This window comes from Celeribacter sp. SCSIO 80788 (genome assembly GCF_051054295.1).
In the GTDB taxonomy this organism is placed as follows: domain Bacteria; phylum Pseudomonadota; class Alphaproteobacteria; order Rhodobacterales; family Rhodobacteraceae; genus Celeribacter.
The window spans coordinates 2,681,237-2,694,426 of record NZ_CP150482.1; the positions used below are offsets into that span (position 1 = coordinate 2,681,237).

Annotated in this window: 13 protein-coding genes; 7 read left to right on the plus strand and 6 right to left on the minus strand. The window is 61.8% G+C overall.

The window, feature by feature from the left end; translation table 11 throughout:
* Window positions 1–15 precede the first annotated feature (15 nt).
* The 3 genes from V1471_RS13545 to V1471_RS13555 are packed head-to-tail and all read left to right on the plus strand — an operon-like array spanning window position 16 to window position 2,392.
* Window positions 16–753, plus strand: a complete 738-nt coding sequence (locus V1471_RS13545) for a competence/damage-inducible protein A (RefSeq protein ID WP_434289494.1) — start codon at window positions 16–18, stop codon at window positions 751–753.
* Window positions 753–1,478: a GNAT family N-acetyltransferase gene (locus tag V1471_RS13550; RefSeq protein WP_434289496.1), complete on the plus strand. Its 726-nt coding sequence runs from the start codon at window positions 753–755 to the stop codon at window positions 1,476–1,478. The genes V1471_RS13545 and V1471_RS13550 overlap by 1 nt, the downstream gene beginning before the upstream one ends.
* Complete coding sequence (locus tag V1471_RS13555) at window positions 1,475–2,392, plus strand: OmpA family protein (RefSeq protein WP_434289498.1); 918 nt, start codon at window positions 1,475–1,477, stop codon at window positions 2,390–2,392. The genes V1471_RS13550 and V1471_RS13555 overlap by 4 nt, the downstream gene beginning before the upstream one ends.
* Window positions 2,393–2,426: 34 nt before the next feature.
* Here the strand turns inward: V1471_RS13555 and V1471_RS13560 are convergent, their stop codons facing one another.
* From V1471_RS13560 to V1471_RS13580, 5 genes are all read right to left on the minus strand, one after another.
* Window positions 2,427–3,332: a LysR family transcriptional regulator gene (locus tag V1471_RS13560; protein ID WP_434289499.1), complete on the minus strand. Its 906-nt coding sequence runs from the start codon at window positions 3,330–3,332 to the stop codon at window positions 2,427–2,429.
* A gap of 201 nt (window positions 3,333–3,533) precedes the next feature.
* Window positions 3,534–5,552, minus strand: a complete 2,019-nt coding sequence (locus V1471_RS13565; RefSeq protein WP_434289502.1) for an FAD-dependent oxidoreductase — start codon at window positions 5,550–5,552, stop codon at window positions 3,534–3,536.
* Between the two features lie 71 nt (window positions 5,553–5,623).
* Window positions 5,624–6,010: a hypothetical protein gene (locus tag V1471_RS13570; RefSeq protein ID WP_434289504.1), complete on the minus strand. Its 387-nt coding sequence runs from the start codon at window positions 6,008–6,010 to the stop codon at window positions 5,624–5,626.
* Window positions 6,011–6,034: 24 nt separating this feature from the next.
* The gene (locus V1471_RS13575) at window positions 6,035–6,808 is read right to left on the minus strand and encodes a DUF6478 family protein (protein ID WP_434289505.1); all 774 of its coding nucleotides are present in this window, start codon (window positions 6,806–6,808) and stop codon (window positions 6,035–6,037) included.
* 113 nt (window positions 6,809–6,921) lie between these two features.
* The gene (locus tag V1471_RS13580; protein ID WP_434289506.1) at window positions 6,922–7,584 is read right to left on the minus strand and encodes a hypothetical protein; all 663 of its coding nucleotides are present in this window, start codon (window positions 7,582–7,584) and stop codon (window positions 6,922–6,924) included.
* A gap of 161 nt (window positions 7,585–7,745) precedes the next feature.
* Between V1471_RS13580 and V1471_RS13585 the strand changes: the two genes are divergently transcribed.
* The 4 genes from V1471_RS13585 (at window position 7,746) to V1471_RS13600 (ending at window position 12,054) form a co-directional block, all read left to right on the plus strand.
* Window positions 7,746–8,642: a lysostaphin resistance A-like protein gene (locus tag V1471_RS13585; RefSeq protein ID WP_434289507.1), complete on the plus strand. Its 897-nt coding sequence runs from the start codon at window positions 7,746–7,748 to the stop codon at window positions 8,640–8,642.
* A gap of 63 nt (window positions 8,643–8,705) precedes the next feature.
* On the plus strand, window positions 8,706–9,671 hold the full coding sequence (gene accD / locus V1471_RS13590) for an acetyl-CoA carboxylase, carboxyltransferase subunit beta (RefSeq protein ID WP_434289509.1): 966 nt from the start codon (window positions 8,706–8,708) through the stop codon (window positions 9,669–9,671).
* Entirely contained in the window at window positions 9,671–10,942 is a 1,272-nt protein-coding gene (locus tag V1471_RS13595) for a bifunctional folylpolyglutamate synthase/dihydrofolate synthase (protein ID WP_434290942.1), read from the plus strand. Before accD ends, V1471_RS13595 begins: the two co-directional genes overlap by 1 nt.
* An 83-nt stretch (window positions 10,943–11,025) precedes the next feature.
* On the plus strand, window positions 11,026–12,054 hold the full coding sequence (locus V1471_RS13600) for an LLM class flavin-dependent oxidoreductase (protein WP_434289510.1): 1,029 nt from the start codon (window positions 11,026–11,028) through the stop codon (window positions 12,052–12,054).
* Here V1471_RS13600 and zapE read toward each other — a convergent pair whose 3' ends face one another.
* Window positions 12,055–13,140: a cell division protein ZapE gene (zapE, locus tag V1471_RS13605; protein ID WP_434289511.1), complete on the minus strand. Its 1,086-nt coding sequence runs from the start codon at window positions 13,138–13,140 to the stop codon at window positions 12,055–12,057.
* Window positions 13,141–13,190 lie beyond the last annotated feature (50 nt).

Genomic DNA, 13,190 nt, shown 5'->3' on the forward strand with positions numbered 1-13,190 from the left:
CTCAAGGAGACCGAGATGACCCGCACCGACAACCCCACCGCCGCAATTTTGATCATCGGGGACGAGATCCTTTCCGGTCGCACCCGGGATGCCAACATGTATCACCTCGCGGGCGAGTTGACGCGCGTGGGGATTGATCTCAAGGAGGCGCGGGTGGTGCCGGACGACGCCCCGGCAATCGTCGCGACGGTACGCGAGCTTGCGGGCAAATACACCCATGTGTTCACCTCCGGCGGCATCGGACCGACCCATGACGACATCACCGCCGATTGCATTGCCGAGGCCTTTGGCCTCCATATCGACATCCGCGACGATGCCCGCGCGCTTTTGACCGCGCATTACGAGGGGCGTGGCGTCGAGTTCAACGATGCCCGCATGCGCATGGCCCGCATTCCCGACGGTGCGACGCTGATTGAGAACCCGGTGTCGATTGCGCCCGGTTTTTCGGTCGAAAACGTACATGTCATGGCCGGGGTGCCGAATATTTTCGAGGCGATGGTGGCAGGGCTTTTGCCGACGCTCACCGGCGGTAAACCGCTTCTGTCGCAAAGCTATCGCATCGACCGCCCGGAAAGCGCCGTGGCCGAACCGCTTGGCATGCTGGCGAAGAAATATCCCGATCTTTCTATGGGCTCCTACCCGTTCAACCGCAACGGCGCCTTTGGCACCAATATCGTGATCCGCGGACAGGATGGGGCGGAGATCGAAGCTGCGCTTCTTGAGCTTGCCGCGCTGTTCCCCGTCGACGCCTGATGGCCGATCCCGCTGCCCTCTTTGCCGCTTTCGAGGCCACATGGCCGCCTTTGACGCGCGAGGCCTTTGGTCCGTTCACCTATCGCGATGGCGCGGGAGGCGGCAGTCGGGTGTCGGCGGCGACTTTGGAGGGCGCGTATACGCCCGAAACGCTCGCCGCCCTTGAGGCGCGTTTCGCAGCGGATGGGCGGGACGCGCTGTTTCAGATTCGCAGTGGCGAAGAAGCATTTGATGCGGAACTGGCAACACGCGGTTATCGCATGTTCGACCCGGTCGCCTGCCTGATCGCCCCGCTGGAAACCTTTCCCGCGTCGGACCCGAAAAACGGCTATGCCTGCTGGCCCCCCGTGGCAATCCAACGGGAAATCTGGGCCGAGGGCGGTATCGGCCCAGAACGCCTTGCCGTCATGGGACGCGCCCCCGGCCCCAAATGCGCCCTGCTCGGACGGTTGGGCGACACGCCTGCGGGCAGCGGATTCGTTGCAATCCATGAGGGGATCGCAGCCCTTCATGCGCTTGAAACCTCTGCTGCACACCGCCGTCAGGGCCTGGCCCGGGCGATGATGGCGCTCGCGGCCGATTGGGCGCGTGCACAGGGTGCAAACAGCCTCGCGCTTCAGGTCACCCGTGCGAATACGGGCGCTCTGGCGCTTTATTCTTCGCTTGGAATGCAGGAAGCGGGACAGTACCACTACCGCACGAAACCCCTGTCCGAGGTCCAATGATCCGTCCGATTTCCTTCGCCTTTCTCCTCACCCTTGCCAGCGGCGCATGGGCGCTCGACTTGCCCGGTGCGGCGAATGAGACGGATCGGCGCGAGGAATTGGCCTCCGCCCAACCCTTCCCGAGCGGCGCGTTTCAGGGCGAGAGCACGCCCCGGATCATGGCCGAGGGCGATATCGAACAGGTGGCCTACAAGCTCAACGGCACCTCGCTGACCAGTTACCAGATGATCGAACCGCTGCGCACGCAGCTTGAGCAGGACGGGTTTACGACGCTCTATGCCTGCGCCGACACGGTCTGTGGCGGGTTCGATTTCCGCTATCTTCTCGACCTTCTGCCGGAACCCGCGATGCACGTGAACCTCGGCGATTTTCAGTATCTTCTGGCCGCACACCCGGACGGGCGGTTTGTCTCCGCCCTGAGCAGCAAAGCGCGGGATGCGGGCTATCTCCAGATCAGCACGGTCTCGCCATCCGATGCGCCCGAGGTAGAGCTCCGCCCCCCTTCAACATCAGGGACCACTGCACCGCCTCAAAGCGAAGATCTGATCGAACGCTTAAAGACGCGTGGCCGGGTGGTTTTGGAAGACCTGACCTTTGAAACTGGCGCGTCCAATCTCGGCGAAGGCCCCTTCGCCTCACTTCGGCGGCTCGCGGACTATCTCAAAACGCACCCCGAAGTGCGTATCGCCCTCGTCGGGCATACCGACACTGTCGGCGGGCTGGAGGGCAACACCGCCCTTTCGCGCAAACGCGCTGAAGCGGTGCGGCAACGGCTGATCCAGCTCTATGACATCGCCCCCGGCCAGATCGCGGCGGAGGGCATCGGCTATCTTGCGCCGCGCACCTCCAATGCGACAGAAGAGGGGCGCGAGAAAAACAGAAGGGTCGAAGCGGTGATCGCCTCGACCCAGTAAGAGCTTCCGCTCCTCTCTTCCACGAGAAGTCAGTTTACCACTTGTCCGGGCCTTTATCGGCAAAGGCATGAACAAGGAAATCGATGAAGGCGCGCACCTTCGGCTGGGTGAACCGGCCCGGCGGATAGACGGCGTAAATCCCTTGGGTTTCCGGCGGCAATTCGGGGATCGCCTCCTCGATCAGGCCTTTCTCCATCGCGTCCGCATAGAGGAACGACGGTAGATAAGCGATGCCGAGACCGGAGATACAGGCGTTAAGCAGGGACTGGCCGTCATTGACGGTGAGCCAGCCCGCCGTGCGAATCTGACGTTTTTCGCCCGAGGGGGCGGTGAGTTTCCAGACGGCGCCATTGGCCTGATTGGAATAATGCAGGAGCTTGTGCTCGTTCAGATCGTCGATCTTCTGCGGGCGTCCGTATTTTTCGAAATAGGCAGGCGCGCCGACCATGCGCTTGGTGGTCTCGGTCAGCTTGCGGGCGCGCAGCGTGCTGTCTTCCAGCTCGCCGATGCGCACGGCCATATCGAAGCCTTCGGAGATCAGTTCGACGTAACGGTTGTTCAGCACCATGTTGACCTGAATGTCCGGGAATTCGGACAGGAAATCGCCCAGCACGGGAGAGAGATGATTGACACCGAAATCTGTGGCCACAGAGATGCGCAACAGGCCCGAGGGCGCAGATTGCATCGAGGTCACCAGCGCGTCGGCCTCTCCGGCATCGTTCAGCACCCGGCGCGCGCGATCGTAATAGGCCAGACCGATCTCGGTCGGGGACACACGGCGGGTGGTGCGGTTTAGCAAACGAGCGCCCAACCGGGCTTCAAGCGCAGAGACATGTTTGGAAACGGCGGACTTGGAAATCCCCATCTTCTTGGCTGCATCCGTGAAACCGCCCTGATCCACAACCGTGGCAAAGGCTTCCATTTCCGTCAGTCGGTCCATTTAATCTTACCTACAAATCTTGGCCCCTAGGGAAAAGGTTATCCCTCCGAAATCGGGCAAGAATGGGGAAGATGGGGGACAATAGCGTGGTCTCTCGGTGATCGTTTTGGGTCCGGAAACGCGGAAACAATCGGGAGACGGTGCGCTTTCCCCGCCGAAGAAGGCCTCCGGCGGGAGTATTTTTGCAACAAAGGAAACGGGTTAAAGCGAGGCTGCGAGGCGCGCGCCCTGATCTATGGCGCGTTTGGCGTCCAGCTCCGCGGCCACATCCGCGCCACCGATGACGTGACAGGGTTTGCCTTGGGCTTCGAGCACTTCGGCGAGGCTGCGTTCCGAGACTTGCCCGGCGCAGAGGACGATCGTGTCGACTTCGATCAGCTGCGGCGCACCGTCTCTGGTGATCCAGAGCCCCTCAGGCACGATTCTGTCATAAGAGACGCCGCCCATCATTTTCACGCCTTTCATCTGAAGCGTGGCACGGTGAATCCAACCGGTGGTCTTACCAAGCCGCTTGCCCGGTTTCTCCGCCTTACGCTGAAGCAGCGTCACCTCGCGCAGGGGCGCATCAGGTTTGGGACCGTCGGGCGAGAGGCCGCCACGATCTTGCACAGGATTGGTGATGCCCCATTCGGCTTTCCAATCCGTCAGGTTCAGCGTCGGGCTTTCCGAGGTTGTCAGGTATTCGGCGACGTCGAAACCGATGCCCCCCGCGCCGATCACCACAGCGCGCGGACCGGCGGTGACCCGGCCTTTGAGGATGTCGATATAGCTGACCGTATTGCCATGATCGGCCTGGCCGGGGATCGCCGGATCGCGGGGGGAAACGCCGGTGGCAATCACCACCTCGTCGAACGGCGCAAGCAGATCGGTCGTCGCCTCCGTTTCGAGCCGCAGGTCGATGGCGGAGGTTTTGACCATGGTTTTGAACCAATCGACGAGACCGAAGAATTCTTCTTTGCCCGGCACTTGCTTGGCCATGTTGAGCTGACCGCCGAGTTCATTTGCCTTGTCGAACAGCGTGACTTTGTGGCCGCGTTGGCTTGCCACGAGCGCCGTCATGAGGCCAGCGGGACCGGCCCCGACCACGGCAACGGTTTTCACCCCTGCCGCCGGATCGTAACGCAGTTCCGTCTCATGGCAGGCGCGCGGATTGACAAGACAGGAGGTCAGCTTGCCGGAGAAAGTGTGGTCCAGACAGGCCTGATTGCAGGCGATGCAGGGCGCGATCTCATGCGCCTTTCCCGCCGCGGCTTTGACGACAAAGTCGGGATCGGCAAGGAACGGCCGCGCCATGGAAACCATGTCGGCACAGCCCTCGGCCAACACATCTTCGGCAACCTGCGGATGGTTGATGCGGTTCGAGGTGATGACGGGAATCGTAACCTCCCCCATCATACGTTTTGTAACCTCGGCGAAGGCGGCGCGAGGAACGGAGGTGGCGATGGTCGGCACGCGGGCTTCGTGCCAGCCAATGCCCGTGTTGAGGATCGTGGCTCCCGCTTTCTCGATCTCTTTCGCAAGCTCTACGACCTCTTCCCAGGTCGAGCCATTGGGCACCAGATCGATCATCGAGATTCGGTAGATCACGATGAACTCCGGCCCAACGGCGGCGCGCACACGCTTCACCACCTCGATGGGAAAGCGCATCCGGTTCTCATAGGCCCCGCCCCAGCGATCTTCGCGCCGGTTGGTATGGGTGACGAGGAACTGGTTGATCAGATAGCCTTCTGACCCCATCACCTCGACGCCATCATACCCCGCCTCTTTGGCGCGGGCGGCAGCGGTCGCGTAATCGGCAATCTGTTTCTCGATCCCCGCCTCGTCGAGTTCCGTGGGTTTGAACGGCGAAATCGGCGATTTGATCGCGGAGGGGGCGACACAGTTGGGGCCATAGGCATAGCGCCCGGCGTTGAGAATCTGCATCGCGATCTTGCCGCCCTCGGCATGAACGCGGTCCGTCACCTTCCGGTGGTTTGCGATGTCCCGATCCGTAAACAGCCCCGCCGCACCGGGGAACACGCCGCCTTCGACACTGGGGGCCATGCCTCCGGTGACGATGATCCCAGCCCCACCACGGGCGCGCGCGGCGTAGAATTCGGCCACCGCGTCCCAGTCGCCGCGTTCTTCGAGCCCGGTGTGCATCGACCCCATCAGGGTCCGGTTGCGCAGAGTGGTAAAGCCGAGATCGAGCGGCGCCAGAAGATGCGGATAGTGGGTCATGTGATGTGCCTCCCTTTGCGCGCCAAAATGCGCAAGGGGCAACCACATGTCACGCAAGACGCCGCGTCAGATCAGTTGGACCCGGTCTCGATGCAATGGCGGCGAAACGCGCGTTTGAGCATGTCGAGTTCTTGCCGCAGCAGGTCCATTTCGGAGCGGATGTCTTCGGCCAGAACATCGCCCGCCATCAGGGTCAGAGAATTGAGCACCTGCCCGGTGTCGCGGTCGGAAAAGACAAAGGTCTGCATCCCGTCGTTCAAAAGCTCGGAGGGCACGGCGAAGCGGAAGAACCAAACGCCCTCGCGTTCGGGATCTTCGCTCAGCGTATGGCCCTGCACCGGCTGATCGAGATAGGTCACCTCGATCTCCGGCAGCGTGTTTACCGCCTCCGGCACATGCAATTCGCCTTCCCAGATCCCCGCCTGAAGCCGGGTTTTGACCAGTGTCACCTCATCCATGTCCGTTCTCCGTCAAAATCGGCGTCAAAGGTCCGCGCGCGGACGGCGCGAACAGGTCAGGTCCCGCAGGACGATCTGATTCATCTCCGGGCCTTCGAAAATCAGGTCGATCCAGAGCTTTTCCACCCGCTTTTCATTGAGCTTCGTATAGGCCAGATCGAATTCGACATAGCCCTCGTCGGTATGCAGCGGCAGTTCGCGCACAACCTGCTCCATATTGGGCCCGTGTTTCACATTGAGCCTTGCGAAAATCTCGATGCCTTTTTCAAGATCGATGGAATAATCCATACGCACGAGATGGCGTTTGCTGAGGCCATGACAGGCCTCGTCCGGCAATTCGACCGAAAGCGACAGGAAGGAACCGTCGAACCGGAACACATCGAGGCGCAGACCGAAGGGCGCGAGGTCCTCCTCGGAGGTGTTGCGCACCTGACGATAGGTCAGCTCAGAGATCTGACAGTCGTGATAAAGCGTCGCCTCGGAGCCAATGAGCGCCTTCGTCGGCACGGCAGAGGCCCCCTTGAGCGGAATCGGTCCACGCCAAAGCTCCGGCCGATGCGACCAGTCGGTGTAGAGTGGCAATTGCATCGCGTTCGAGCCAATGAGCGGCAGGGCAAGCCGCCCGTCTGCGACGAAAAGAAAACGGTCGATCTCCCATCTGAGCCCGCGCGCCTGTCCGCGCAACCGACGCAGCGTCGGGAGCGACAGGTCATCGGCCATCGTCGCACGTCGCGCCCAGCGCCGTGTGGCCAGCGCGTTGATCCGCTTTTCGATCATCTGCCTGAGTCGACGCCGCATCGCGCAACCTTTTCTTTCACTTCCAGAGTCTTACTATGACCGACAATGGTTTCCACTCAACAAATGAGGAAAAATTCCGCGCTTTGGTTCCATTTCCGCAACAGTTTCAGAGCTCAAGCCGGATTGCGACGTTTCAATTCCGTGACGAACCGGTCCAACAGGGCACGCAGCTGCACGGCGGACATCGGCGCTTCGGCAAAAGGCGTGGCGGTTGCGGTGACGAGGCGCCCGTCCAGGAGGAAAAGCGCGCGCCAATATTCCCGCCCCTGCCCGCGCAGGGTCATCGGCGCGCTGTCACGCACATGCAGAAGCACCATGTCCCCCCGCGCCTCACTTTCGATCAACCCTACGGTCTTGGCCGAGCCGCTGCGCGACAAAGCGCGGCGTCCGGTTTCGGAAGCGAAATAGGCCTCGTAACTCGGCGGATCGAATTGCTCCGTATCCTCCATCGACGGGGCGACAGAAAGAGTCAGGAGCGCCGTCTTGCCCTTGAGCGCCGGGTTGTTGCGCCCGCTCAGTCCGTTACAATTGCCCAGAAGTGCAAAGCTGCCCTTGGCGTTATCGCGCACCGAGACCGGATCGACACAATAGCCCGAGGGCCCCGCAACGCTCACCCCGCTAATCGGAAGGGTGACGGCGCGCACCGGGCGGTGGGCCGGGTCTACGGAAGTGCCCGTCGCGGCCATGTCCATCTCGCAGCCCGCAAGGCCGAGCATCAGCCCCGCGCCCATCACCATTTTCGCAACCGTTCCCACCGGGCGCATCACCGAGACCATGTCACTCTCCTCGCAGTCTGGCGCCGCCTATACCCTGCGCATCCGCCGCTTCCAAGTCGGGCAGGATCACGGATCGGCGAGTTCCTGCGCGTTTCCGCCGCTTTCACGCCGGGACCTCTCATGCTACCTCTGCCCCCAACACGCCTGTCATGAGAGAGAGCATGCCACGACCGACACACCCCTACGCCCCGATCATCGCCTCAGCAATGCGCCGCCCCGAGCTTTGGCGCGTGGGGCTGGCGCTTTTGGCAGGGCTGGTGATCGGCGTGGTCATCACCCCCCTGTTTTATCTCCTCGTCGGGCGGCTTGCGCCCGCCCTCATGCCCTTCCAGTTCGGCCCGCGCGGCCCAATGGTCGGCACCACCCCCGGCGGTTTGTTCATCATCCTTGCGGGGTTTGCCCTTTTGCTCATGGCCGCGATCAAACTGGCCGAGCGGCTGCATGATCGGCGCCTGCGCGACCTGACCGGCCCTGTTCTGGCCTTGCGGACACAGTTCTTCGTGACACTCAAATGGATCGCGGGTTTCACCTGTCTCACCCTGTTTCTGCCCTGGGACGGCCCGGCCGAACCGGTTGCAAACCTGCCGGGCGGGATGTGGCTGTTCTGGTTGCCCTTCGCGGCACTTGGGCTGATGGTGCAGGTCACAGCCGAAGAAGTGTTTTTCCGTGGATACCTGCAAAGCCAGATCGCCGGGGCCACGAAGTCCTACCCGCTGGGGCTCACCGCCTCCGCCGTGCTCTTCGGACTGTTGCATCTGAGCGGAACGAACGAAGGCATCGCCGCCCTGTTTCCCGTACTCTGGGCCATCGGCTTTGGCGTGCTCGCGGGCGATCTGACCATGCGCTCCGGCACGCTCGGCCCCGCCATCGCCCTGCATTTCATGAACAACTTCACCGCCATGCTGTTTGCCCCGCAACAGGACATGATGTCGGGTTTCGGGCTTTTCATGCAGACCGACAGCCCCGAAACGCTCTACTCCGACCCGAAAGCACTCATCTTTCAGAGCCTCTTGCTGGTCGTCAGTTGGCTTGTCGCGCGGCTCGCGATCAGGCGTTGATTGCAATTCACGGCAGAGGGGCTTATCTGAGGCCCTGATAACGTAACGTCCAAAGGCGCACCCATGAACTGGATCTCGAACTACGTCCGCCCGAAGATCAATTCGCTCTTCTCGAAACACGACACGCCGGACAATCTTTGGACGAAATGCCCGGAATGCGGCACCATGCTGTTTCACCGCGAGCTGGCCGAGAACCAGAACGTCTGCACCAATTGCGACCATCACATGCACATCACGCCGCGTGCGCGGTTCAAGGCGATGTTCGACGGCGGGATTTTCTCCGAGGTCAAGGTTCCCGAACCGATTGAAGACCCTCTGAAATTCCGCGATCAAAAGAAATACCCCGACCGCATGCGCGCGGCCCAGAAGTCGACTGGCGAGAAAGAAGCCATGCTGGTGGCCGAGGGCGAGATCGGGCGCACGCCGGTTGTGGCTGCGGCGCAGGATTTCTCCTTCATGGGCGGCTCCATGGGCATGTATGTCGGCAATGCCTTCATCAAGGGCGTCGAGCGCGCGATTGAGCTGAAACGCCCGTTCATCATGTTCTCCGCCGCCGGTGGTGCCCGGATGCAGGAGGGGATTCTCTCCTTGATGCAGATGCCGCGCACCACTGTGGCGATCGAAATGCTGAAAGAGGCGGGGCTGCCCTATATCGTCGTCCTGACCCACCCGACGACGGGCGGTGTGACGGCCTCTTACGCGATGCTGGGCGATGTCCAGATCGCCGAACCCAATGCGCTCATTTGTTTTGCCGGTCCCCGCGTGATCGAGCAGACGATCCGCGAGAAACTGCCCGAAGGCTTCCAGCGCGCTGAATATCTTCTCGATCACGGTATGCTCGACCGCGTGACACATCGCATGAAGTTGAAGGATGAGCTTGTGACCATCCTGCGGATGCTGGGCAATTTGCCTCCCGCTGTCATGGGCGATCTCCCGGCCCCTGCGCCGGAGGACAAAGGTGCCGCGCCGAAAATCGCCCCCGAGGCCGCCGTGAAGGCCAAAGCTCCCGCAAAGGACGCGAAAAAGTGATCCCCAAGACGTCCGACGTCATCCTTGAGAGGTTGATGTCCCTGCATCCCAAGGTCATCGACCTTGTTCTCGACCGTGTCTGGCGTCTTTTGGACGCGTTGGATCACCCGGAGCGCAAGTTGCCGCCCGTCATCCACGTGGCGGGGACCAATGGCAAGGGCTCGACCCAGGCGATGATCCGCGCCGGCCTCGAAGCGGCAGGCAAGACGGTTCACGCCTATACCTCGCCGCATCTGGCGCGGTTTCATGAGCGCATTCGTCTGGCAGGCGAGCTGATTGCCGAAGACGATCTCATGGCCGTTCTCGAAGAATGCGAAGCCGCGAATGGCGGCGAGGCGATAACCTATTTCGAGATCACCACTGTGGCAGGCATTCTCGCCATGTCGCGCGTGCCTGCCGATTATACCTTGCTCGAAGTGGGGCTTGGCGGGCGACTGGACGCCACCAATGTGGTCGAGAAACCGGAGCTCACGATCATCACGCCGATTTCCATCGACCATACGCAATTCCTAGGCGAAACGCTGACCGCAATCGCGGGCGAAAAGGCCGGAATCATCAAACGCGGCGTGCCCTGTGTCGTCGGCCCGCAGCCCGACGAGGCTTTGGACGTGATCGAAGCCACCGCCGCCCGTCTCGGCGCGCCCCTGTTGCGCTACGGACAGGAATGGCATGTCTGGGAAGAGCGTGGACGCCTGATTTTCCAAGACGAAAACGGTTTGCGCGATCTGCCGATGCCGCATCTGATCGGGCGCCATCAGGTCCACAATGCCGGGGCCGCCATCGCCGCCCTGCGTCATCTCGGCGATGATGACGACGCGCTTGAGGCCGCGATGACCAAGGCCTATTGGCCTGCCCGGATGCAGCGACTCAAATATGGCCCGCTGATCGACGCCGCGCCGGAGACCGAGCTTTGGCTCGATGGCGGGCACAATCCGGCGGCAGGCGAAGCGCTGGCCGAGGCGCTCGACCGTCTGCAGAAACGCCCGACCTATATGATTTGCGGCATGCTCAACACCAAGGACATCGCAGGTTACCTGCGCCCCTTACAACGCCACGCCCAACGCCTCATCGCCGTCTCGATCCCTGACGCGCAGGCCACCCTGCCCGCCTCAGAGACGGCCGCAACGGCGCGCGCAGAAGGGTTTGCAGCCATCGAAGCGGATAGCGTCCTGACCGCCGTGCGCACCATCGTGGCCGACAATCCTGAGGCGCGCATTCTGATCTGCGGTTCGCTCTATCTGGCCGGGCACATCCTTCAGACCAACGGCTGAGGCGAACAGAGTCTGTGCGCGCAGACGTATTTGCGCGGCGGTTTTGTGCGGGTATCCAGGTCTCAACACAGGAGACCTATAACATGGCTTTGGAATTCGGTATCGACACGTTTGGCGACGTCACTTGGGACGCGGCAGGCCATGAGCTGCCGCAGGGGCAGGTTATCCGCAACGTGATCAAGGAAGGCATTCTGGCCGATCAGGTCGGGATCGACGTGTACGGCGTCGGCGAACATCATCGCCCGGATTTCGCTGTCTCCGCGATCGAGCCGGTGCTGGCCGCCATCGCGGCGCAGACCTCCAAGATCAAACTGACCTCTGCGGTGACGGTCCTGTCCTCCGACGATCCGATCCGGGTGTTTCAACGGTTCTCGACGCTCCAAGCGATCTCGAACGGGCGTGCCGAGATTACTCTGGGACGCGGGTCCTTTACCGAAAGCTTTCCGCTCTTTGGCTATGATCTGTCGGATTACGAGATGCTGTTCGAAGAGAAATTCGAACTGTTCAAACTGCTGGCAACCGAAGAGAAAGTCAGCTGGTCCGGGCGTCACCGTCCGCCGCTCAAATCGCAAGTGGTCTATCCCCGCCCGGAACGCCCGATCCCCGTTTGGGTCGGTGTCGGCGGAAGCCCGGATTCGGTTGTGCGCGCCGCCACCAACGACATTTCCATGACCCTTGCCATCATCGGCGGCAGCCCGGCGCGGTTCAAACCCTTCACCGATCTCTATCGCGACATCCGCGACAAAATGGGGGCGCCGCAATTGCCGCTGGGCTGTCATTCGCCGGGCCATATCGCCGCCACCGACGCCGAAGCGCGGGATCGGTATTTCGAAGGTTACCGGATCATGCACCACCGCGTTGGCCACAGCCGCGGCTGGCCAGCCCTGACGCGCGAGGCGTTCGAGCGCGAGGTCGATCATGGGGCTTTGGTGGTCGGCTCGCCCGAGACCGTCGCGCAAAAAATCGCGGCGACTGTTACCATTTTGGGGCTCGACCGGTTCGATTTGAAAATCTCGTCCGGGCCTGTGTCTCACGAGGCGCTGATGGATACGATCCGGCTTTATGGCGAAGAAGTCGCGCCACGCGTTCGGGAGATTTTGGCGAAAGGCTGATCAGTCTTTCGCCTCTCCGCCCCAATCCTTGTCCTGCATTTCGCGCAGTCGCGATGCCGTGCGCTCAAATTCGAACGCGCCTGCGCCTTCGATATAGAGCCGCTCCGGCTCATCGACGGCGGAACAGACCGTGCGCACCTTGGCCTCGTAAAGCGCGTCGATCAGCGTCACGAAGCGTTTGGCCTCGTTGAAATTGTTGCGCGTCAGGCGCGGAATGTCTTCGAGGATCAAAAGCTTCACCGCATCCGCGATCACAAGGTAATCGCCCGGCCCGAACATCTGACCGCAGAGATCCCAGAACGTCGCCCGCGCGATGCCGTTGTGAAACTTCGGCAAAACCACGTCGCGGCCTTTGACCTTCAGCGTCAGGCTCTCCGTCGCGCCATCCGTCAGATCGGTCCAGATGTCGTCCATCGTGGCGCGCACATCGGGCGTGACCGGATGGAAATAGACCGGCGTGCCGGTCAGGCGGCCCTGACGATAATCGACCGGCGAGTGCAGGTGATGCACGTCGAGCCGCTGTTTGATGATCTCGATGAAGGGCAGGAAAAGCTGACGGTTCAGCCCGTCCTTGTAAAGGTCATCCGGCACGCGGTTCGAGGTTGTGACAACGGTCACGCCCTTGGCAAACAGCCCTTCGAACAGACGCCCGACGATCATCGCATCGGCAATGTCCGTGATCTGCATCTCGTCGAAGCACAAAAGCCGGATGTCCTCGGCGATCTTCTCCACCACGGGCGCGATGGCATCGGCGGTTCCGGCACGCCGCGCCGCCTCGATCCCCGCCTGAACCTCTTGCATGAAAGCATGGAAATGCACCCGACGCGCGGGCACGGGGGCGTGTTCATAGAACAGGTCCATCAGCATGGATTTGCCACGCCCGACCCCGCCCCAAAGATAAAGCCCATGCACAGGCTCAGGCTTTTTCCGCCCGCCGATCAGGGACAAAAGCCCCTTCTTCGCCGGAAGCCGCGCAAGATCGGCGCGCACCCGTTCCAGAAGCGGCAAAACCGCAATCTGCGCCGGGTCTTCGCGCAAGGTGCCAGCGGCCACCCGGGCCGCGTAAATGTCCATCAGCGTATCCATGCTTCTCCCTTACTGCGCCGCAACGCATAAGGAAAGATGATGCGAACCAT

Bases quoted from the DNA above. Each gene is read 5' to 3' on its own strand.
- V1471_RS13555 (WP_434289498.1), top strand. From the start codon at position 1,475: ATGATCCGTCCGATTTCCTTCGCCTTTCTCCTCACCCTTGCCAGCGGC.
- V1471_RS13575 (WP_434289505.1), bottom strand. From the start codon at position 6,808: ATGCGGCGTCGACTCAGGCAGATGATCGAAAAGCGGATCAACGCGCTG.
- V1471_RS13600 (WP_434289510.1), top strand. From the start codon at position 11,026: ATGGCTTTGGAATTCGGTATCGACACGTTTGGCGACGTCACTTGGGAC.
- zapE (WP_434289511.1), bottom strand. From the start codon at position 13,140: ATGGATACGCTGATGGACATTTACGCGGCCCGGGTGGCCGCTGGCACC.
- V1471_RS13580 (WP_434289506.1), bottom strand. From the start codon at position 7,584: ATGGTCTCGGTGATGCGCCCGGTGGGAACGGTTGCGAAAATGGTGATG.
- V1471_RS13560 (WP_434289499.1), bottom strand. From the start codon at position 3,332: ATGGACCGACTGACGGAAATGGAAGCCTTTGCCACGGTTGTGGATCAG.
- V1471_RS13585 (WP_434289507.1), top strand. From the start codon at position 7,746: ATGCCACGACCGACACACCCCTACGCCCCGATCATCGCCTCAGCAATG.
- V1471_RS13550 (WP_434289496.1), top strand. From the start codon at position 753: ATGGCCGATCCCGCTGCCCTCTTTGCCGCTTTCGAGGCCACATGGCCG.
- V1471_RS13570 (WP_434289504.1), bottom strand. From the start codon at position 6,010: ATGGATGAGGTGACACTGGTCAAAACCCGGCTTCAGGCGGGGATCTGG.
- V1471_RS13565 (WP_434289502.1), bottom strand. From the start codon at position 5,552: ATGACCCACTATCCGCATCTTCTGGCGCCGCTCGATCTCGGCTTTACC.
- accD (WP_434289509.1), top strand. From the start codon at position 8,706: ATGAACTGGATCTCGAACTACGTCCGCCCGAAGATCAATTCGCTCTTC.
- V1471_RS13545 (WP_434289494.1), top strand. From the start codon at position 16: ATGACCCGCACCGACAACCCCACCGCCGCAATTTTGATCATCGGGGAC.